At 40.2% G+C, this 19,515-nt stretch carries 14 protein-coding genes and 1 pseudogene; 2 read left to right on the forward strand and 13 right to left on the reverse strand.

Annotated elements, in window-relative coordinates; all coding sequences use genetic code 11:
• Positions 1–14: 14 nt before the first annotated feature.
• Positions 15–1,562, forward strand: a complete 1,548-nt coding sequence (locus NIES592_RS09585; protein WP_073555731.1) for a mercuric reductase — start codon at positions 15–17, stop codon at positions 1,560–1,562.
• A gap of 54 nt (positions 1,563–1,616) precedes the next feature.
• Here the strand turns inward: NIES592_RS09585 and NIES592_RS09590 are convergent, their stop codons facing one another.
• On the reverse strand, positions 1,617–2,195 hold the full coding sequence (locus NIES592_RS09590; RefSeq protein WP_073555622.1) for a DUF3611 family protein: 579 nt from the start codon (positions 2,193–2,195) through the stop codon (positions 1,617–1,619).
• 409 nt (positions 2,196–2,604) lie between these two features.
• Between NIES592_RS09590 and NIES592_RS09595 the strand changes: the two are divergent.
• A pseudogene (locus NIES592_RS09595) lies at positions 2,605–2,808 on the forward strand (IS701 family transposase); the annotation flags it as partial.
• A gap of 68 nt (positions 2,809–2,876) precedes the next feature.
• Here the strand turns inward: NIES592_RS09595 and ftsY are convergent.
• The 12 genes from ftsY to hpsA form a co-directional block, all read right to left on the reverse strand.
• Complete coding sequence (ftsY, locus tag NIES592_RS09600) at positions 2,877–4,451, reverse strand: signal recognition particle-docking protein FtsY (protein ID WP_073555624.1); 1,575 nt, start codon at positions 4,449–4,451, stop codon at positions 2,877–2,879.
• A 280-nt stretch (positions 4,452–4,731) separates the two neighbouring features.
• Positions 4,732–5,364: a transcription antitermination factor NusB gene (gene nusB, locus NIES592_RS09605; protein ID WP_073555625.1), complete on the reverse strand. Its 633-nt coding sequence runs from the start codon at positions 5,362–5,364 to the stop codon at positions 4,732–4,734.
• 102 nt (positions 5,365–5,466) lie between these two features.
• Entirely contained in the window at positions 5,467–6,240 is a 774-nt protein-coding gene (locus NIES592_RS09610) for a DUF502 domain-containing protein (RefSeq protein ID WP_009459801.1), read from the reverse strand.
• Between the two features lie 651 nt (positions 6,241–6,891).
• The gene (locus NIES592_RS09615) at positions 6,892–7,776 is read right to left on the reverse strand and encodes a glycosyltransferase family 2 protein (RefSeq protein WP_062248402.1); all 885 of its coding nucleotides are present in this window, start codon (positions 7,774–7,776) and stop codon (positions 6,892–6,894) included.
• 198 nt (positions 7,777–7,974) lie between these two features.
• Positions 7,975–8,814 (reverse strand): hormogonium polysaccharide biosynthesis protein HpsJ, encoded by an 840-nt coding sequence (gene hpsJ-B, locus NIES592_RS09620; RefSeq protein WP_073555626.1) that lies wholly within the window; start codon positions 8,812–8,814, stop codon positions 7,975–7,977.
• Positions 8,815–9,158: 344 nt separating this feature from the next.
• The gene (locus NIES592_RS09625) at positions 9,159–9,794 is read right to left on the reverse strand and encodes a TIGR04282 family arsenosugar biosynthesis glycosyltransferase (RefSeq protein WP_062250717.1); all 636 of its coding nucleotides are present in this window, start codon (positions 9,792–9,794) and stop codon (positions 9,159–9,161) included.
• Positions 9,795–9,837: 43 nt separating this feature from the next.
• Complete coding sequence (locus tag NIES592_RS09630; RefSeq protein WP_009459795.1) at positions 9,838–10,461, reverse strand: pilus assembly FimT family protein; 624 nt, start codon at positions 10,459–10,461, stop codon at positions 9,838–9,840.
• A 270-nt stretch (positions 10,462–10,731) separates the two neighbouring features.
• Positions 10,732–11,697, reverse strand: a complete 966-nt coding sequence (gene hpsE, locus NIES592_RS09635; protein WP_178379522.1) for a hormogonium polysaccharide biosynthesis glycosyltransferase HpsE — start codon at positions 11,695–11,697, stop codon at positions 10,732–10,734.
• A gap of 111 nt (positions 11,698–11,808) precedes the next feature.
• The gene (locus NIES592_RS09640) at positions 11,809–12,522 is read right to left on the reverse strand and encodes a pilus assembly FimT family protein (protein WP_073555627.1); all 714 of its coding nucleotides are present in this window, start codon (positions 12,520–12,522) and stop codon (positions 11,809–11,811) included.
• A 36-nt stretch (positions 12,523–12,558) separates the two neighbouring features.
• Complete coding sequence (gene hpsC / locus NIES592_RS09645; RefSeq protein ID WP_062248395.1) at positions 12,559–13,500, reverse strand: hormogonium polysaccharide secretion pseudopilin HpsC; 942 nt, start codon at positions 13,498–13,500, stop codon at positions 12,559–12,561.
• Between the two features lie 33 nt (positions 13,501–13,533).
• Positions 13,534–14,205 (reverse strand): hormogonium polysaccharide secretion pseudopilin HpsB, encoded by a 672-nt coding sequence (gene hpsB / locus NIES592_RS09650; RefSeq protein WP_062248393.1) that lies wholly within the window; start codon positions 14,203–14,205, stop codon positions 13,534–13,536.
• 53 nt (positions 14,206–14,258) lie between these two features.
• Positions 14,259–19,046, reverse strand: a complete 4,788-nt coding sequence (gene hpsA / locus NIES592_RS09655; protein WP_073555628.1) for a hormogonium polysaccharide biosynthesis protein HpsA — start codon at positions 19,044–19,046, stop codon at positions 14,259–14,261.
• Positions 19,047–19,515 lie beyond the last annotated feature (469 nt).

The following is a 19,515-nucleotide window of genomic DNA, read 5'->3' on the forward strand; positions in this document are numbered from 1 at the left end:
AAAAGGTTATGGAAATGTCTAATTCTGAATTTGAAAAAGTCATAGTCCGCCCACTGGATGAGTATAATCAAAGGCTAGTTTCCTACGTACATCCTCCCGACTGGGTTAATCCGAGACCAGCTGATTGTTATGACTTGGTAGTAATTGGTGCAGGTACAGCAGGGTTGGTGGTAGCGGCAGGTGCGGCGGGTTTGGGTTTGGGTTTGAAAGTAGCATTAGTTGAAAAGCATCTCATGGGCGGAGATTGCTTAAATGTAGGTTGTGTACCATCAAAATGCCTGATTAGATCAGCGCGGGTTGTGGGTGAAATGTGGAATGCTAGGGACTTTGGAGTGAACATCCCGCAACACATTGATGTAGATTTTCCCGCAGTTATGGAAAGAATGCGAAAGCTGCGCGCTGGTATTAGCCATCATGACTCGGCGGAACGTTTTCAAAAGCTGGGAGTAGATGTCTTTTTGGGTAACGCTAGCTTCGCCAGCAATGATACTGTAGTAGTTGGTGACAAAACTCTCCACTTTAAAAAAGCTGTAATTGCCACTGGTGCAAGGGCGGCGCGTCTTTCGATTCCAGGAATAGAAGAAGCAGGCTATTTAACTAACGAGACAGTTTTTTCTCTCACCCAGCGACCACAACGTTTAGCTGTCATTGGTGGCGGGCCTATCGGTTGCGAATTGGCGCAAGCATTCCGGCGCTTGGGTTGTGAGGTGGTGCTTTTCCATCGCGGTTCCCACATCCTCAATAAAGAAGATGCTGATGCTGCCGAAATTGTCCAAAATGTCTTTATTCAGGAAGGAATTCGCTTGGTCTTAAATTGCCAAATGCAGCGAGTAGAAAAAACGATTGAGGGCAAGAAACTTTATTTTAGCTGCAATGGTCGAGAAGATTCTGTCACAGTTGATGAAATTTTAGCAGGTGCAGGACGTGTCCCCAATGTGGAAGGTTTGAATTTAGAGACTGTGGGAGTGAAATATGATCAGCAACGAGGCGTGATGGTGAATGATTATTTGCAAACCACCAACCCCAGGATTTATGCTGCTGGTGATATCTGCATGAATTGGAAATTTACCCATGCTGCGGATGCGGCGGCGCGAATAGTTATTAAAAATACTTTATTTTCTCCTTTTGGTTTGGGACGTTATAAACTCAGTAATTTAGTAATGCCTTGGGTAACGTATACTGATCCAGAAATTGCCCATGTGGGGATGTATGAACAAGAAGCCCAGGAAAAAGGCATTGATGTAAATACAATCAAGATACCTTTTAGTAGTGTAGATCGAGCGATCGCAGATGGTGAAGAAGACGGCTTTGTTAAAATCTTGCACAAAAAAGGATCAGATCAAATTCTTGGTGCAACAATTGTCGCCCGCCACGCAGGTGAGATGATTTCAGAAGTCACCACGGCAATTGTGCATAAGATTGGTTTGAGTAAGATGAGTAGTGTGATTCATCCTTACCCAACGCAGGCGGAAGGAATTAAGAAAGCGGCGGATGCTTATCGACGCACACTGTTGACGCCAAAAACAAAACGCTTTTTGGGATTGTTGACAAAGTTCTCTTGAAAATAGGGATCGGGGATTGGGGAAAGACAAAAATCAAGCACATTCTAATCAACGTTAATGCTGATGATAGCTAATCCGACTAATTAGCCAAGCCGAAGATATTATGCCCACAAATTGAGCCAGGATGGTATTAATATTTGCTTGTACCACAAACATATCAAGTGGTTCAATCAATTGACTCGCGTTGTAGATTGCCAATCCTTCAACTTGAGTCAGGGATCTGGCTACAAGAGTACCAATGATCGCCTCAACACCAAAGAGAGTTAATATCATGCCAACACCGTTTAAAGTCAATCCCTGCCAGAGGAGACGAATGACATCTGCTTTTTTGGGATGTAATGCTGGATTTGCTGAGTGTAACTCTTTGCCAATGCGAGTATATCTCCAATCCCAATAAAGACTGATCCCCAATATCAACAGTCCACCGACTGCACAAAATAAACCTAACCAAGACATGGGATCTTGAGCCTTGAGATTGAAATTAGGATCTGCGATCGCAAATAATACAATTAATCCTGAAACTACCAGAAGGCTTAGCTGTAGACCGAAGTTAATCCAACCTATGAGACGAAAATTTGTGGCAATTTCCTGGATGTTTGGTAGGGAGGAGTGGGAGTCTAACTTATTTAACATGGTTTATTCTCAGCCACTATAGACAACTTATAGCAAAAAATAAATTTCTTGGCTCATTGGGGATTGATTGCACCTCACCCGTACACCCCTGTTTTACACAACTAGAGGGATTGACGCATTTTGCCAGACCTGAAAATATGCAAGTTATAAATGTTTTCACGCTCAAAAACTATAAAAATGCAGATAAAAAATTTACATCTACACTAGCCTGAACGAGAAAAAAATATAAAAATTCCTCGTCCCCTTGGGGACGAGGAATTTGGTAATTGCAGGACTTACGCATTGACAAAATAGGCATAAAATGGATGGAATGAATCAGGAAGAAATAGGCGATCGCTAACCACCTGCCTGCGTTGAAAGACAGATAATAGTGAGGTTGTCTGCATTAAGGGTGAGGACTATCAGAGCGACTAGCAAGGCAATTAAAACTCACTTTTTTAGCGCTATTCGTGCCTTTACGCAACTAGAATTAATGCGAGCCGAAGAGTTAATTGAAAACTGGTATGAAGTCCAGAGAAATTTGTCTGTTCAAGTAGCTCGTGACTTTGTTCTACAACAGCTAGGACAAGAGATAGGCTTAAATACACATATTCAAATTCCTGTCAATGCCTAAGTTCTGTATTTATCATTTCTGATCCTTTATACCCGATCCCTGATCCCTAATCCTCGATTCCGGACCTACTAGCCACTCAAAAGCGCTTCTACAAACTCATAGCTAGAAAAAGGACGCAGATCTTCAATACCTTCACCTGCACCAATGAAGCGAATTGGTAAACCCAGCTGCTGTACTACAGCTAAAGCCACACCTCCTTTGGCAGTGCTATCCAATTTTGTGAGAACTACACCTGTGAGTTCTGCGGCTTGAGAGAAAACTTCAGCTTGACGCAATCCATTCTGACCTAAAGTTGCGTCTAATACCAGCAATGACTCTATTTTGGCATTGGGTGCTTTTTTATTAATAATCCGACGGATTTTGCTGAGTTCTTCCATTAGGTTTTTCTTATTTTGCAGTCTGCCTGCGGTGTCTACCAGAAGTAATTCACTTTCCCGTGCTATTGCCGCATCGATCGCATCAAACACAACAGCGGCTGGATCAGTATTTTTCCCAGGATTGGCAATTACTTCTACACCACTGCGATCGCCCCAAACTTTTACCTGTTGTACAGCAGCAGCACGAAAAGTATCAGCTGCCGCAATCAAGCATTTATAGCCAGATTTTTGTGCCAAGTGAGCAATTTTACCAATAGTAGTAGTTTTACCAGCTCCATTGACCCCTGTGATTAACCAAATATTAAAAGCATCTTTTTCTGGCGCGAAAAACTGCTTTTGGGATTTCTCCTGTGGTCGATCCAGCATATCCCGGAGAATTTGTTTGAGGTAGGCGATCGCCTGTTCTGGTGGCAAAGCTTCTTCGCGCAGTTTGTTCTGCAAGGCGGTGATAATGTAATCTGTTGCTTCCACACCCACATCTGCCTGCAACAACAATGCCTCAATTTCTGCTACTCCGGCTTGATTTAGCGGTCCTTGACCAACAATTGCCTTGAGTTGGTTAACAATATTACGACGGGTTTTATCTAAACCCTGCCGTAGCCTTTTGAGCCAAGTAATTTCTTCAATTGAAACGTCTTCTGCGCGCCTACCCTGTGCTGCTAGTACTTCTGCTGACCATAAAAATCCTTCATCAAAGTCTAGTTCGGGTATAGCTTCGGTTGTTTGTGGAACCTCAGTCGCAGATGCAGTTGGTTTTACTTCTTCCGGTTCTGTGACTTCGATCGCAGTTGCCATTAAACGTTGTTGTTTTGCTTGTCGTTCAGCCGCTGCCTTTGCTAGTAAAGATAAACCAACAGGTTCTTGTGGTGGTGTTACTGCTTCAGTTGAGGTCTTCTCTGAGTTTTCTTCTAATGTGACAACTGGCGTTTGGGGAATATTTTCTGTTGGTGGTTCTGGTGCTGATGGTGTGACTTCAGCTAGGGTTTCAACCTTTTCTGCGGATAATGTTTCTGTTGTAGTTTCTAATGTCGTTTCAGTTACAACCTCAGTTGTTTCCTCACTAGTTGGAGTTTCTACTGACTGAGATTGTTGCTTTTGTTGAATATTTTTATAAGCAGCTTTAGCGAAGGCAAGTAAGTCTTCTGCTGTTGGCGCTGTGGCTGATTCTGTAGGAGATGGCGTTGCGGCAGGAGTTTCTGCCTCTTTTTCTAGGGATGAAGTATCAGAAGAATCAGTATGTTGACGACGAAACCAATTAAAAGCCATATTCTAGTTAGTGGTTGGTAGTTAGTGGTTAGTGGGTAGAGACGCGAGGAACATCGCGTCTGTAGATTAGTAGTTAGTAGTCATTAGTTATTAGTTAATGGTAATTCTTTTACTCCTCCTACTCCACCCTACGGGAAGCCGCGCAAAGCGCACGGCAGGTGACGCCGCGTACTTTATGCCGGGAGACCCGTCCACCGCACTGCCTCGTCTACACACTCCCCTAACTCCTCACACCCTCTTCCTAAATTTGGAATTTTTTTTCCCCATCTCCCCACCTCCTCTAAACAGGCTGTTTTTGCTGTTGCGTAACTCGGCGGAGAACACCGTTAATAAACCGATGACCTTCATCTCCACTGTAACGTTTGGCTAATTCCACAGCTTCATCAATTGCTACACTGTTGGGAACTCCCAAATATAGTATTTCTGCTACAGCAATTCGTAAAATATCACGATCAATTTGAGCCAGACGAGTCACTTGCCAATCTACTAGCGCTAGGCTGATTTGCTGGTCTATATTTTTGCGTTCTTCGTCGATTGTTCTGACTATTTCAATGGCGTATCTGCTAACTTCTTTGTCTTGGTTTGCTAGCTGAATTAATTCTGGAAACTCAACAGCTGCACTTAACTGGTTAATTGCTGTTTGAGTAGAAGTTATTGCTTCTTTCACCATCGTTCTAGCAACATTAAGGTCACTAGCGCGAGTTTCGCTACTGAGGAGGCGATCGTTACTGCGTTGTAGTTCAGCGACAGCATTATCCAAAGTATCTTGCACTTCTGAGCGCAGGGTGCGTACTGCTGCTAACACCAATTTTGGTAGTTGGTCTTCAGTTAATTTTTTGGGATTGGCTGGCAGATGAGAAAGGCTCAGAAGTGCCAATTCGCGGGCAATTTGACGGGGTTTCCTAGATTGCATATGAATTTAAGTAAGAATGTATGGGGAGTATAAGTCAGGTGGATATTAACGGAGTTAACAGTATATCAGTAGTGTTTACTTGTTAATTTACATTAATCAATTTTAAGTATCTTCGACAGGAAAAACCTGCCGTTTTGCTTCTAGAGGTGATACTTCTACTTTACGGTCTTTGGTAATAATGACAGGAGGCAGGGGAGTGTTAGGGGCGACAATACCGCCAGAAACAATAATTTTGAAGGCGTCTTCTATCGACATCGACAGGTTGACTACCTCATCTTCAGGAACTACCGCATACCAACCAGTGGTGGGGTTCGGTGTTGTGGGGATAAAAATACTGAGCATAGGACGAGACATATTCGCTTGGATATCGCTGCTGACAACGCCAGTAACGAAAGCGATCGCCCAAATTCCCTGACGAGGATACTCTACCAATATTACACGGCGAAATTTACCATTTGTATCTTTGAGTATTGTCTCTAAAAGTTGCTTGAGGGTTTTGTATACCTGTCCAGCCAGGGGAATTGCCTGTAAAAATCGCTCACCAAAATCTAGTAACCATCGCCCTACAATGTTCCTAGCCATCAAGCCAATTAGGAGAATACTTAGTAATGGCACCATTAACCCCACTAATAAATCTAGTAGATTTACTAAGATGGGGTGCATTCCAACAAAGGGATTTAATTGCTTGGGAATGCGCGTGAGAAAGTTAATCACCCAACTAGCAATGGTAATCGTCAGCCAAATGGTAGTTGCTAGAGGAATCACTACCAACAAACCAGCAATCAGGTCATTTTTTAAGTCCTGCTTCCAGCGATCGATTACCAAACCCTGATTCTCCTTTTTTAAGCTTGTAGAATTTCTGTTATCAATATTCATAACAGCAGTTTTAACAAATAGCTAAGACAGACCTGGACATTGAAAAGTCGTATTTTGCTGTTTAATTCAGCAACTTGTAGCTAAAGAACAGCTATTTTTCTAGCTTGATGAAAAAATTCAGCAACAGAAGCCAGAAGATCAAACATTGCTGTACTGTCTCCTCACCTCTGAACCCAATTTTCATCGCTTAATTGAGTTTGCGGTTCCTTATAGCAACACAGAGCATGTAGACTTGTACCAACTGTGATAAAAGTTGGATAATCTCAAGAGAGCATTAATTTACTTTTTAAAACTTGTAAACGATTGTTGCAAGTTTTTGGGGTATCTCTAATACTACCGCGTGCAATCGCAAGCTGGTTATTATTCCATAAGTATTTATTAGATAGCTTTTTAATCAACTTCTTGAACAAGCTAGTCTGACAACATAACTTTGGATAATTCTAAAAAATTTATTTCTATAATGTTAATTTCTATAAACTATATTAACGGTAAGGGTATGTGGGTGTGAGGTTTAGAGGGAAAACTAGCCCCAAGGAAAAAAGATACAAGCTGATGCCACTTGACGCCAGTTGTTGATGGAGAGAACTGTCTTTGTGCGCGCTAGCTCTCTTATGGCAAGGAAAAAGTCAAACGCAGTTAATCATGTTTCCCCTAAACCCCTACACCTTTGTTTTTGACTGTTGTCAATTTTTTGTCAGGTGATTGTGTATCTAGATTTAATATAGGCATATGCTTCATTTCCCAGATTTTGAGTAAGATAAGATACTCATAGAAAGTTTGCAAAGAACACCATGCCAACCCAGCACGTCCATCCAGACACCCACCTAAGAGAAAATACATATATATAAAACGTAGCAAGGGTCGAGCGGGTAGACGCAAAGACAAATCTTTGAGGGCACGTCGGCGTTCAACTTCTGACTGACCAAAGAATAAATCCCACCAGCGGATTTTTCCATTTTCTAGTTGATGTAGGGTTTCTTTTGCTTCATCAGTGGAGTAACGGTTGTGCTTTTCAATCCAGCGACTCAAGCCTTTGCTACAAGTGTAGTGGGGATAGGTTTGTTTTAAAAAGCTTGTTGCGCCGTCACAAACTTCTCTTTCTGTATGACCATAATCTGTAAACCAAACCTTACCGTGACGGAAAAGCCGCAGTTGGTAACGAGGATACTGAGTACTGCGGCGAATCCAGGTATCCATAAATATTACGCGTTCGGCAACGTAGTAACCAATGTAACTTGGATTTTGCAGTGCTTGGTTGCATTCAGAGAATAGTTCTGGTGTCATGCGTTCATCAGCTTCTAGAATATACACCCATTCATGTTTTGGAGGTATGTTTTCTAACATCCAAGTCCGTTGACGACCGTGGCTTTCAAAGGCATGTTGAACAACACGAACAGGGTAACTACTGGCAATTTCTACAGTGCGATCGCTACTGCATGAGTCTACAACAATAATGTCATCTGATAGCATTGCTGACTCAATACAAGCCGCAATATCTAGTTCTTCGTTATAAGTCAATATATAGATTGAGAACATTTGAAACTGTTAGTCAATAGTCAATTGTCGTTGGTCACTATATTATTCTCCCCACACTCCCCCACTCTCCCCACTCCCCACACTCCACCCTTACGGGAAGGCGCTACGCGTCTACACACTCCCCCCACTCCTCACACTCTCTTCCAAATGGGTGAATTTTGAATTCTTTTCTCCCCACCTCCCCACCCTCTTAAGTTACTAGCGTACTGTAGCTTTACGTACTGAACCACCTTGAGCAGCACCCATACCTCTTAAACCTGTCCAGCCGATAATAATGTATCCGATAGACAGCAATAGACTGCTCATACCAATTCGCATTCCAGATTTCCAGGCTCTTTGTTTAGCTTGTTTTTCAGCTTCTTCCTTACTTTGACGAATTTGGTTGCGTCGTTGATTTGCAACCTGCTGTGGGTCGCTTTGCTGAGCTATAAACTTGTCAAGTTCTTGAGGATTTTGTTTAGCTTTTTTGAGTACCTCTTTCACAGGTGGCGGAACATTCGGACTCTCAAGTGCTTGTTTGTACTTCTGCTCATCTTTGAGTATTTCAGTTAATTGAGCTTTAACTTGGACTTTCTGCTTTTCTAACTCAGTTTTGACTTGGTCGTTGCTCAACTGAGCTTGTACCTGTGATAATTGATTGTCCAGTTGAGTTTCTGCCTGATCTGCTTGTTTGTTGATTTGTTCTACCTGTTGCACGCTAGCTTGACGTACATTATTCAGGTGCAGGGGAAAAATCAGCAAAAACATCAAGCCTAAGATACTAGATAGTACCAATGCAGGGAATCTCAAATCTATACCAGATGGGCGACCATCTTCAGTAATATCAGCCCAATATCCAGCAAACAGCATAGCTAACCCTACTAAGGGTACAATCCCTCGGTCAACTAACGCTGTTGCTAAATCAATTTGCCATAAGCGATTTGTAGGTTGGAAGGGAAACAACAGAATTACAAAATCTAGTAAAAAAGACAAAATTAAAATTATTCCAACCACCTTCAGGGTACGAGCAGCAGTGACAGCAGCAAAATTATTATTCATAATTCATCTCGAATCGATAAGAATGAGTGACTATTTTATGTCAAGTTACCTAAATATTGTTCCTAATACCTGAGCAACTATTGAAAACCTGGAGTATTTTTAAGTCGGTAATTATTTTTCTATGTCATTATCAATACACCAAGGTAACACTTACAATTGAGCCTGTCCTCAGATAAATTATAGTGATTACTAATACCTAGAGCTTGAGTGATAACTAGGAAGTTGGGGATTGGCGAAAGGGGACAAGGGAGACAAGGGAATGGGGGAGCCAGTGTAGTCTTGTTGGTTTCCAACAAAGAGCAACTGGCGTGGAGTGTGGGGAGTAGAATAATAACCACTAACCACTAACCAACAAAAATTTGTTCCCAAATAGACAGATCCTCTGGACGGTCAACATCAGCTAAACTTGGCAAATAAGCCACTGATAAATTAAGTTGATGGCAAATAGCCACAGTTTGTTGCAAGACTTGGGAAGTTCCCCAGTCTATATCAACGAATAATTCTAAAAAAGGACGCTGCAAACCGATTAGATAATAACCACCATCTATTGCTGGTCCAAGCGCTATATCCCACTGCTGAAGTTTTGTGAAAGCCTGAGCAAGAATTTGGGCATTGACACCAGGGCAATCAGTGCCGATAATGACTACTTGTAGCGCACCTGCATCAAACGCATCTAAAAGCGATCGCGTCATCCGCTGACCTAAATCTCCCTCACCTTGAGACTGGTAAATTAAATCAGTTCCTAACCAATTTTGCATTAATTCCAAATCACCGCCAGTAAAACGCACTTCAACGGAGATCGCGATCGCTTTTTGCAATTCTTGAACCTTAGATAGGGTGTACTCAGTCATCTGGCGCTGAAGATTTGCAGCACCTCCAGCCCCCAAAACAGGTATCAGCCGAGTTTTTGTCAAACCTGGTTCTGGATAGCGAGTAAAAATTATTAAGTGCTGCTTGGCAATTTTGGGTGATTTCAGCACGCAATATATATTTGAATTGAACCAATAATATCTTAATAGCAACTTAATAGCAATACTTGCCATTTTCGTTAGCTTTGATATGGTCTTTTCCCATACGTATTGCTCCTAAAAGAGTAGAAATATAAACGCAACGCTTTGCTTTACCACCGTTTTGACTGTATAAGGTAATTTGTCCTAGTGATTTTAGTGATGTATGAAGACATTCATCTCCAACTTCATAAATTGGACAACCTTGATAGTTAAATACTACTCGCCACACTTTTTGTGAAGAATGCTTCCTGAAAGTTGTTTCGTATTTACCTTTCTGATTTTTTTCTTGAGCAATACGAATATTAGTATCGAGATTATGCCATAACTTATCGTTGGTACTAATAGCACTAGGAATAAATTGTCCTGCTTGAGCTTGATGCACTGTCCATTGAATAAGATTGTTTTGTTCGCGAAAGCTAACTTGCCAACTTAACTTTTGCTTTGTGGCTTCGTTTTGAGCTTGACGCATAGCTCGATAGATTTCATCTTGGGCAACGTTGAGCCGTTGACTTTCTATAAAAACTAACCAATGAGGTACAACGATTATAGATAGTATACTTACTATAAATATGGTTACTAAATTTTCCAGGAAAGTAAATCCATAGTTCCTGTTTTTTTTGTAAAAAAAATCGTACATTAACTATAAACAATAACTAACATGTCTATTGCTAGTTACTGGGATTTACTAAAAATTCCGGATATTTAATTTATTTTTTTAGTTTAATTAAAATGAGCGAGTAATTATAAAAACTAATATTAAAATATTAGTTTCCAAACAATAATTTTTCATCTGCTTGTTGTGGGCATCATTGACTATGATGTCTTGCACCTAAAGCTGATGTAATATCCAAGAAGACAGGGAAAAATTTTTTCACTTAATATTGGAGGTGAAGGGAACAGATGCACTTTATTTAGAGAGGTAGCGCTGTAAATATCCATGCCTCCATAGGTAGAAAGGACTAATGAAACTACTTATAAAAAGTTGCATTTCACACGCTGCTACCAATTCAGTTTTAATTTTCCAGCGATACTTGAGTAAATGGATAATAATCTTACGTAAATCATTGAGCATGTAAGCAGCTAAAGCTATTGGTTTTTGCCAAGATTTTAAATTGACTGTGCGAGTTATGTAGCGACTAAGTCCAATTCCACGAAAAAAAGGAATTAAATATTCTCTTTGTAAACGCCAAGAAGGAATCTGATGATAAATTTCCATGGCTGGATTATACCAAATTTCCCAACCTGATTTTTGAATATAAGATAATGCTTCTAAGTCTTCGCTGGTAAGCATATTGCCAGTTACTCTACCAGACAAAATAGTTTCTTTCGGTAAGCTTTCTAACCAAGCTTTTCTGCAAACAACAAGCCCCGCAGATGGTGGAAGCAATTTTTTGTGAGACGAATATAAAAGAGGCAAATTACCTCGTTCTGTAATAGCCAAGAATGGGGCTATTCTTTGAAAATTTTCTGGTGGTTCTACTTCAAATTTTGGATGAATTTGACTACCATAAGCTCCTGCTTCTGGATGAGATTGACCGAAAGCATAAGCTGCTGCAACCCAGTTATAAGTTGGGTAGTTATCATCATCCAAAAAGCCAATAAATTTTCCCTTGGCTTGTTCAATAGCTGTTTTGCGAGCATATGCTGCTCCTTGTTTTGGTTCAAAGCAATACCTTAAGGGATAGGAACATTGCCAAGAAGCTTGATAACTGCGAACAAGAGTAGCAGTATTATCTGTACTGTTGTTATCTACAACAATAATCTCCCAAGAAAAGTGTTCAGTGGAAATTTGATTTTGCAGTCTTTCTAGTAGTTCAGGTAAACGGCTTTCGCCATTATAAGTAGGGATAGCTACAGTAAAGTCAATATGCATAATCTGAGCGCCAAATAAAAAAGCACCTGATAAACTATTTTCAACTTCAGGTGCCATATTAGTGGCCCGTGTAATTACTAAATTTATATATTATTTTTGATAATAAAATTGTTACTCACAAGCAGTATCCTTGCCTGTTTGTAGTGAACCTAAAAGAGTTTTTACAATTACGCATCGCTTTGTATTAGTTGCTTGAGTAGGATTACCAGGTTTAGCTATGGCAACTGCTACAATTAAGCCTTTATTACCAATCTTACTATTTTGTACAGCAGTCAAACCATCATTTTTGGTTTTAACTGTTAGGTCTAAAGCACCCATGTAATCAAATGTTATCGTTTGTGGTTTGCTAGTGGCACTGAATACAGGATTAGAAGCATAACTGACAGTACTACTGCTGGTATTTTCACCTGTAATGTTAGTTCCAATAACTAGCTGTCCGGGTTTAATATCTAAATCCCCTAATAAATTTTGCCAATCCGAACTATTAGGAACAGCATTTGTACCATCAGAGTTTTTTGCACGATATATAGCAAATTTTTGAATATTATTGTCAGTTTTAAAGCTAACACTGTAACTGAGCTTTTCCTTTTTCGCTTCTCGCTGGGCTTCTTGGAGTGCTGCTAAAACAGCATCATTAGCTTTATTTAACCTTTGTCTGTTGACAAAAGCAATCCAGCCGGGTGCTGCGATCGCTGCCAAAACTCCAATTATCACTACCACTGCCAAAAGCTCAATCAGGGAGTACCCTGCCTTAGATTGAGTGGAATCGGAATCAAATTTTGATTGTGCAATCAATAATCTTACGCATACAACTAGGCCACACATAGTTAAGCTGCCTTGATTTTACAAACTTGAGAATTTTTACTGAGTAAATAAGAATCCACGTCCTTTTACACGTATGCTGGCTTGCGGAAAATAAACTTTGTTTTGTTCTATGTTTTGATTAAAGTTAAGATTGTTTTGCTGAATACGAGCCAAAGCATTACCACGTAAATAAACTTCAGCAACAGTGTTGTCTGAGTCTACACAGACGTAAAAGCCACGTGTTATTACATTGCCTGTAGCAACATCATCTCCACTGCCAGAATATTTTGGTATTAATTGACCCATAGAGCAAGTTGGAGCTGTATTTGTAGTACTAATAGATGTTTGATCAATGTAGTCAACCAGTGGCAGAACATCTTGGGTATAGTCTTCACCAGTCTTTTTTGTCCATTTATTCATTTTGGTTTTCAAATCACCTTCATCTTTGAGATCGAATAGTTGAAAACCTAGATCGCGAGTACTTTCTTGCTCAGCATCAGTCAGTCCATAGCCATTACTGATTTGGAATCTGCCAATTCGCGCTGCTTTTGACCATGTAGGGTTATTGTCTTTTATTAAATAATAGGCAACTAATGAGTAAACAAAAGTATCATCTGTTCCACTTCCTACTATTAGCGCGCCAGGGATAAATTGACGTTTCCAAAAGACAAGAACAGGAAAGTAATTATCTTTTTGATCATACTTAGGTAGTTGTTGTCTAATGGCTTTAATGCCATCAGCGTTATAAATAAAAACTGCCTGCTGCAAATCACGTGCTATAAAATCAAGAGCTGCTTTGATTTCTTGCTCAGAGTTTATTTTGGCCTGCTCTTTCCTATCTGTGTCCATGATGTTGATCATGAATCCTAATAAAGGTGTAATCACAAGAAAGGCAAGGAGCAGAGCAACTAATAATTCAATCAGAGTAAATCCACTGATTTTTTGTTTGCTCTTAAAGTGTTTCAGCTGATTCATCAAAATCCATTTGAATGGATTCATAACACTACATTTTCCCCTTGAGGTTACGAAGATTTAACATTGAGATTGAGAATTATCCTTATTTTTTAAGCGATCACAGAAATTACTGAATGTTGTTGATTTATTAGATATTTCTGTTGATGTTTCCAACAGAGGAGCTTGTGTTGGTGATAAACCACTCCCACCAGTAAAACTTCGTTGCTGCTTAATATCAGGAGATGCTTTCAATGTAACGCCGCTTTTAAAAGCATCTGCTCTATATACTCGCAATCCTAATCTGTAGCCATCATCAGCATTAGTAGAATTGGCGTTATATCCAAATGCTTGGATGATCATGTCTTTAGAATTATTCTGGGTGCAGCCTCCTGTATCTGCATCTACGCAATACAGTTGAAATAGTGTAGAAGCAGGTGATATTGAACAGATAGCACTTCCTGTTGTCGGACAAGATAGAGTTCCTGAGGGTGCTGGTATTGGCGGATCATTCTTTGTGCTGATCGGAGGTGCTGCAATCTTCGCAGAACGAACACCATCAATATAGGTTTTGGCAGCATCTGTAGCTAACTCAACACGCTTTGCTTGCACTCGTGTTCCTACAGACAAAACAATCACAGGTGCGATCGCTGCTAGTAAAATAGCAACAACAATTATTGCTATTAATGACTCAATGATAGTAAAACCTAACTGACTAGACAGGGATAGTCGCTGTTGTTTATGGTGAATCATATCTCAGCAATTAAATAATCCTAGCTTTTTGTTAAATGCAGAACTAGATGAAATTAAGGGCATGTACCACGTTGGTCTTGGCTAAGAGCGTATTTGTAATTACTTCCATAGATCGTGGAAGGAGCATTTTCATAACCACCAGTACTGCTGTTTTGAGCAGCACATAGCAAAGTTTTCACCCAAGCATCATCTCTTCCGACTTCTCTGTAAAATTCGTTAGGAGGGTTAGTTGCAGGTGAGGTAAAGCGTTGCGAGAACAAATCTGGTAACTGAGTTAACAAGGCTACATCGTAACCCCAGAGACGCTGAGAGCCTGTATAAAAGGGTGTACGACCAAATCTATCATTATTGGTTTGGTTAACACTCAGTCTGTAGGCTTGAGGATATCCAAAAATAGTTCCTGTAGAACTGTACCCTGTAGAAGAATTATTGTATGTTTCAGTAAATACTTGGAACGGTGCTGTAGCAAAAGAACTACGTTTAAACTGTATAAAAGCACCAGCGGCTATGTGGTTAACAAGGTCGGTGTTACTAGAACTATTTTGCCAACGCTCTAAATAACGTACAAAGTTTTCTAAACCACCATTGCTTTCAACTGGACGTCCTGGAGTATCACCCTGAGCAAATACGAGATTTGTTTCTGTAGGTGTAGCGGTTTGCATCCAGTTACCTGTGGTCCTCGCATCACCACTGTCGTTGAGCGTACTTGTATTACTACTCGGCGATGTCAATGGATACTGAATTTGCAGAACTGGTATTAAAAGCGGTTGCTCTGTGACTCTTGTTCCACTGAGGCTACTGCGATTTTCAATCCACAGAGGGTAGCTATGGCCATAATTGGCAGCGTTACTGTTATCTGTTTTAAACCAAAGAGCTCTTTGATGTAATCTAGGTCGATTACTAGAACTGTATGCAGGGTAAGCAGTGCCTGCAATTGTATTATTAGTGTAAGGATAGTAGTTTACCTGCCCTGCATTATCTGTCGGTACATCAGGGGGATTATTAGTACCTTTTATACCCAAAGGAATTGGTCTACCACCAGATAAGATTAAATTACCGTTACTATCTCTGAGGAAGGCAATACGACGAGGAAAATGTCGGTCTTCTGGCTTCAAGGCAGGTCTAGCCGTAGTACCAGCTCCTAGTTTATCAACTGTAAAGTTAGAATCATTTGGTAATATACGCTTTGTACCCGAATCCGTTGCCTTGTAATCCCAGTCAACAGTGCTACCATCTGCATAACCTACACTCCAATCACTAGCTCCACAAGTTGTAATTGTTGGTTTACGACAAAGTTCCATGACATACTCTGGAAAAGGTACCCGACGTTGAATTGGGGTAACAAAGTTGTTGAAGTAGGAACTTTGGATGGGATTATTATCTAAATCTGTAGGATTACCGTAGCTACTATTATTATCTTTCCAAGGAAAACTAGTGACAAAGTTGTTATCCCAAAAGCCATTGATTTTAGCAGCAGCTGAAGCTATGATTTGAGTCTCGGAAACCGTTGTATCGGCTGCATCTCCATCACCATTTAAATCAAAGCCAAACTTTGTCTCGTCAACATTTCCTAAGGAATTGTCACCATCAGCATCAAAAGCAACAAACACCGGATTACCATCTTTATCAATTACGTCGTAATTAGTTCTTAAGTCATAGTCACCTTCTTGGCGGAAGCCCAAGCGGAAGTTATCTGACAAAATTGTGATTGCATCAGCTATTACCGAGGCTGATCGCCATGTTTCACCAGTGGTGCAACTAGAAAATTGACCTGGGCGACAAGCAAATTGTGGATTCAATGTTTTACGTTTGTAAAAGTCATTGCCCCAACTGTTAGTAGATTTCAAGAGAATATCTGTAAACTCTTCTTGTGTGTGGATGTTAAAATTCCCTTGAATATAAACTGGTAGGTTTGATGCTAGAGTTAGACCTTTTTCTTCAGGTTTATAAGTACTATTTCGGCTCAAGTCACTGCCATTAATTAGCATAATGCCGTTAGGCCGCCGAGTTGGGTCTAACCTAAAGTCAGTAGCACTTACATCTTTACTTGCATTGCTAGCGTCTGGCAGTGCATCATCACGGGTGGCATAAATAATGCCACTATTTGGAAATAGAAACTCTCCACCTGTCTTTGATTTTCTGCGTAACAGATCTAGATCTATAATCGTGGCACGAATTTCTAATGGCTGTCGCAGTTCTACATCTAAATCGTAGCTTGTTCCCGATGCCGATTTATCAATAGCCTTAATCTGCCTTGCATCCAGAAAAGCAGTTTCCATAATCGCGCCATGAGGAATTGCAGAGTCTGTAGGACTGCCAATTGTGCCATCCAAAATCTTTAAAGCACACATTGCAGAATCAACTGCTGATTGTTCTGCTAAGGTTAGTGACTTACTAGCTGCTATTTTGTCCAAGGCCTTTTTAAGCTGTTCATTTACCAAGCGTCCGTTGGGGTACTTTAGCTGTGCTTGGTAATTCAATTCTGCTTCATAACCTGTTGTTGATAGAGAGGAAGCGGAGTAAACGACACCGTTGTGGGATTTGCCTGGATTTGTACTAACGTTGGGCAATCCAGTTAAGTTTCTATTGGTATCTCTTAAACTAACATCTGGTAAACCTGTTTGATTTCTGGCTGTCGTACTGTTTGTAGGATCGTAGTAGCTACTGACACAAGCGATCGGTGTTTGGTAATCAGTTGGAGTCTTAGGATCGTAGGAATCGTCTTGGTAATGATAAACTGCCGTAGCCCGCATTTGCAGGTATGGTGTTTTGTCATGGGGTAAGCCCTCGGGCTTGGTGGTAACACCCATTGGCATATAATCTGGCCAAATAATCTTTTGGGTGTTAGTAAAAGTATGAGTGCTAGGAACATAGTCATTGGGTAAGTAAATTCCTGCTCCCGTAATCACTCGCAAGCCTCCAACCACATCCAGTGGTCCTTGGGGTTTTTGTGCTGCTGATTTTTCCCAAAAGTCATCCCGATCAGTAATTCCTAGATCATCTAATTGGTAGGCTTGGGTGAAGCGTTTGCGCTGATTAGTGTTGTTATCCCATTCTTTGCCAGAAATTACCTGGCCTTCTTCGGAACTAACAAATTTACCTTTAGTTGTACTGTATACAAACTGTGGCAGATTGTTACCTACTAAAACGCGATCGCCGATTCGTTCTTCTTTACCTAAATTCACCTGTACTGCTGGATCGGTTGCCGACAGATGAAGTTTCTTCGTACCGTTATCTTTAATGGCAATGTTGGCATAGTTGGAAGCCGTCTTACCATCACTGGGATCATAAGGAAAAACCCATGCATCTACCGGTCGTAAAGAGTTACCACTTCCTTGTAGCGGGCTATTTGTTTCATAATCATAGCTAGTAGAACCAAGTGTATATTTCAGGGGATTACTATTAAAAGGAATCTCTGCATAGGGAACACGCCGAGTTCGCTTTCTAAAGTAAATTCTTAGCTGTTTATCACGTACCGCAGCTGGATCTAGAGTCGGATCAGCAGCGATTTGTCGGTCAATTTCCTGTTGAACTTCTTCGGGCAGATCGGTTTTATTTGGATAAGTAGCATTTGTTTCTTCTACTAGACGGTCAATTCGCTTAGCATAGGCCTCATCATTGAAGGCTGCTGTATTTCCGTAAACTGACGCTGGTACGGTTTTTTTTGTGTTGTCAAGTTTATCCTGGACAATTGCAATATTATCTACGTCATAGCCTTGATTGAACAAATCTACAAAAACACCAGAACCGGAGGAGCTTTCATTAACACGGCTATTGATGACATTGCCAGCTACAATTATCTTGCTATTTTCCTCTGTGTAGTAGCACGATTTTGGGCTGCTGACCAGATAATATCTAATGGTATTAGAAGCAGCAGTACCGGATTGCCTTGTCAACAAATTACCATTTGTGAAGATACGTCCATTGATGTTGATACCAAATCCTGGTGCAATCTCTAAATCATTTTCATAAAGAACTGCATTATTCTTCAAAGGTATTCTTTCTCTGTCCTGTTGATACTCCAACGCTACAAAACCTTTATTGCCACTGAACTTTTCATAATTACTACCCAAGCCTGTTGTATTAGTGATCGGTACGGTCGCAGTGTATATAAACAAGCTTCTTTTTAGCTTGCTACCAACTTTATACCAGCCCTGACTACCTATTAAATCGGCGCTAGTAGCAACATCACTCTGACATTTACCACCAGTTGCACCTTCGTCCATGGGTTGTGTTCTTGCTTCTAGGGGATTTCTGGGTCTATTGCTAGTAGGAGTACGAAAATAGATACCATAAAGGGTATAACTATCTAACTTACCGTTATTATCAGTATCAACAGGGTATTTCCATGCTGTATTCAGAGTCTCTTCATCTTGAATACCACTTGTAGAATTAAAATCTTTCACAACTTTGAGCTGTGTTTCATCACCAAATGTGAATTCACTGATATTCTCACCAATAACTTGAGTTAATGAAAAGTCAGACGGAGTTGAACGTGGAAGCCGTGGATCTTTAAATAGTTGATCTATTTTTGCTTTGGCTCTTTCTAAAGCAGGTGATGCTGCATTTAAAACAGCTTCATTCACGCGAACATTACTAGCATTTTTAGAACGTTCAAAAGACCGAAATAAGATAGCAGTAGTTAGTAGCACTACCACCAACGATACCATTACCACTGTTGGTAACACAAAGCCTGCATTTATCCAATCTGATTGTCTCCTAGTTATTAAGAAACATCGCAGTAGCCATAGACTTTGCTCTTTCATTATTGGTGAAGAATTATTGCAAAGTTTTTGAGATATTTTTTGTATTGTCCTGACTAACTTGCGTTTTGGAGACATAATCTACTTCCCTGCCAAGTTTTTTTGAGTGTCTATTTTATGGGCAATCAGAAATTCAGCCTTTCGATAAATTTCGCAGGCACTCTGCAAAGCTTTATTTATATAGCTACTGCCAGATATAAACGTAAACATAAATGCAGTAGCAACATAAATAAAAAATCTTGAATTTATATTTTTGATAATTTCTTGTTATTTATCGAGAAAATTTCTATTTTATCTGAATAATTTAATTTATAACCGACAAAGGATAATAACGCCATAACTTCACATCCAATTTTGTGATTTTGTTTCAGAGCGAAGTCACTTGATGACTATGTTTTTAGCAAAGTAAGCTTATAGTACCCACTTGTGATAGTAAAATTATCAACCTGCTAAAAATTAAGTAGTTAGGTATCAATAAATGAAAGGTTTATGGTAGAGGCTTCAGCCTTCAGTACGAACAGATGTCTGACTTTTGTTGATATAAAGC

The organism is Fischerella major NIES-592 (assembly GCF_001904645.1).
Taxonomy (GTDB): domain Bacteria; phylum Cyanobacteriota; class Cyanobacteriia; order Cyanobacteriales; family Nostocaceae; genus Fischerella; species Fischerella thermalis.

Bases quoted from the DNA above. Each gene is read 5' to 3' on its own strand.
- NIES592_RS09585 (WP_073555731.1), top strand. From the start codon at position 15: ATGTCTAATTCTGAATTTGAAAAAGTCATAGTCCGCCCACTGGATGAG.
- NIES592_RS09590 (WP_073555622.1), bottom strand. From the start codon at position 2,195: ATGTTAAATAAGTTAGACTCCCACTCCTCCCTACCAAACATCCAGGAA.
- ftsY (WP_073555624.1), bottom strand. From the start codon at position 4,451: ATGGCTTTTAATTGGTTTCGTCGTCAACATACTGATTCTTCTGATACT.
- nusB (WP_073555625.1), bottom strand. From the start codon at position 5,364: ATGCAATCTAGGAAACCCCGTCAAATTGCCCGCGAATTGGCACTTCTG.
- NIES592_RS09610 (WP_009459801.1), bottom strand. From the start codon at position 6,240: ATGAATATTGATAACAGAAATTCTACAAGCTTAAAAAAGGAGAATCAG.
- NIES592_RS09615 (WP_062248402.1), bottom strand. From the start codon at position 7,776: ATGTTCTCAATCTATATATTGACTTATAACGAAGAACTAGATATTGCG.
- hpsJ-B (WP_073555626.1), bottom strand. From the start codon at position 8,814: ATGAATAATAATTTTGCTGCTGTCACTGCTGCTCGTACCCTGAAGGTG.
- NIES592_RS09630 (WP_009459795.1), bottom strand. From the start codon at position 10,461: ATGTACGATTTTTTTTACAAAAAAAACAGGAACTATGGATTTACTTTC.
- hpsE (WP_178379522.1), bottom strand. From the start codon at position 11,697: ATGCATATTGACTTTACTGTAGCTATCCCTACTTATAATGGCGAAAGC.
- NIES592_RS09640 (WP_073555627.1), bottom strand. From the start codon at position 12,522: ATGTGTGGCCTAGTTGTATGCGTAAGATTATTGATTGCACAATCAAAA.
- hpsC (WP_062248395.1), bottom strand. From the start codon at position 13,500: ATGAATCCATTCAAATGGATTTTGATGAATCAGCTGAAACACTTTAAG.
- hpsB (WP_062248393.1), bottom strand. From the start codon at position 14,205: ATGATTCACCATAAACAACAGCGACTATCCCTGTCTAGTCAGTTAGGT.
- hpsA (WP_073555628.1), bottom strand. From the start codon at position 19,046: ATGTCTCCAAAACGCAAGTTAGTCAGGACAATACAAAAAATATCTCAA.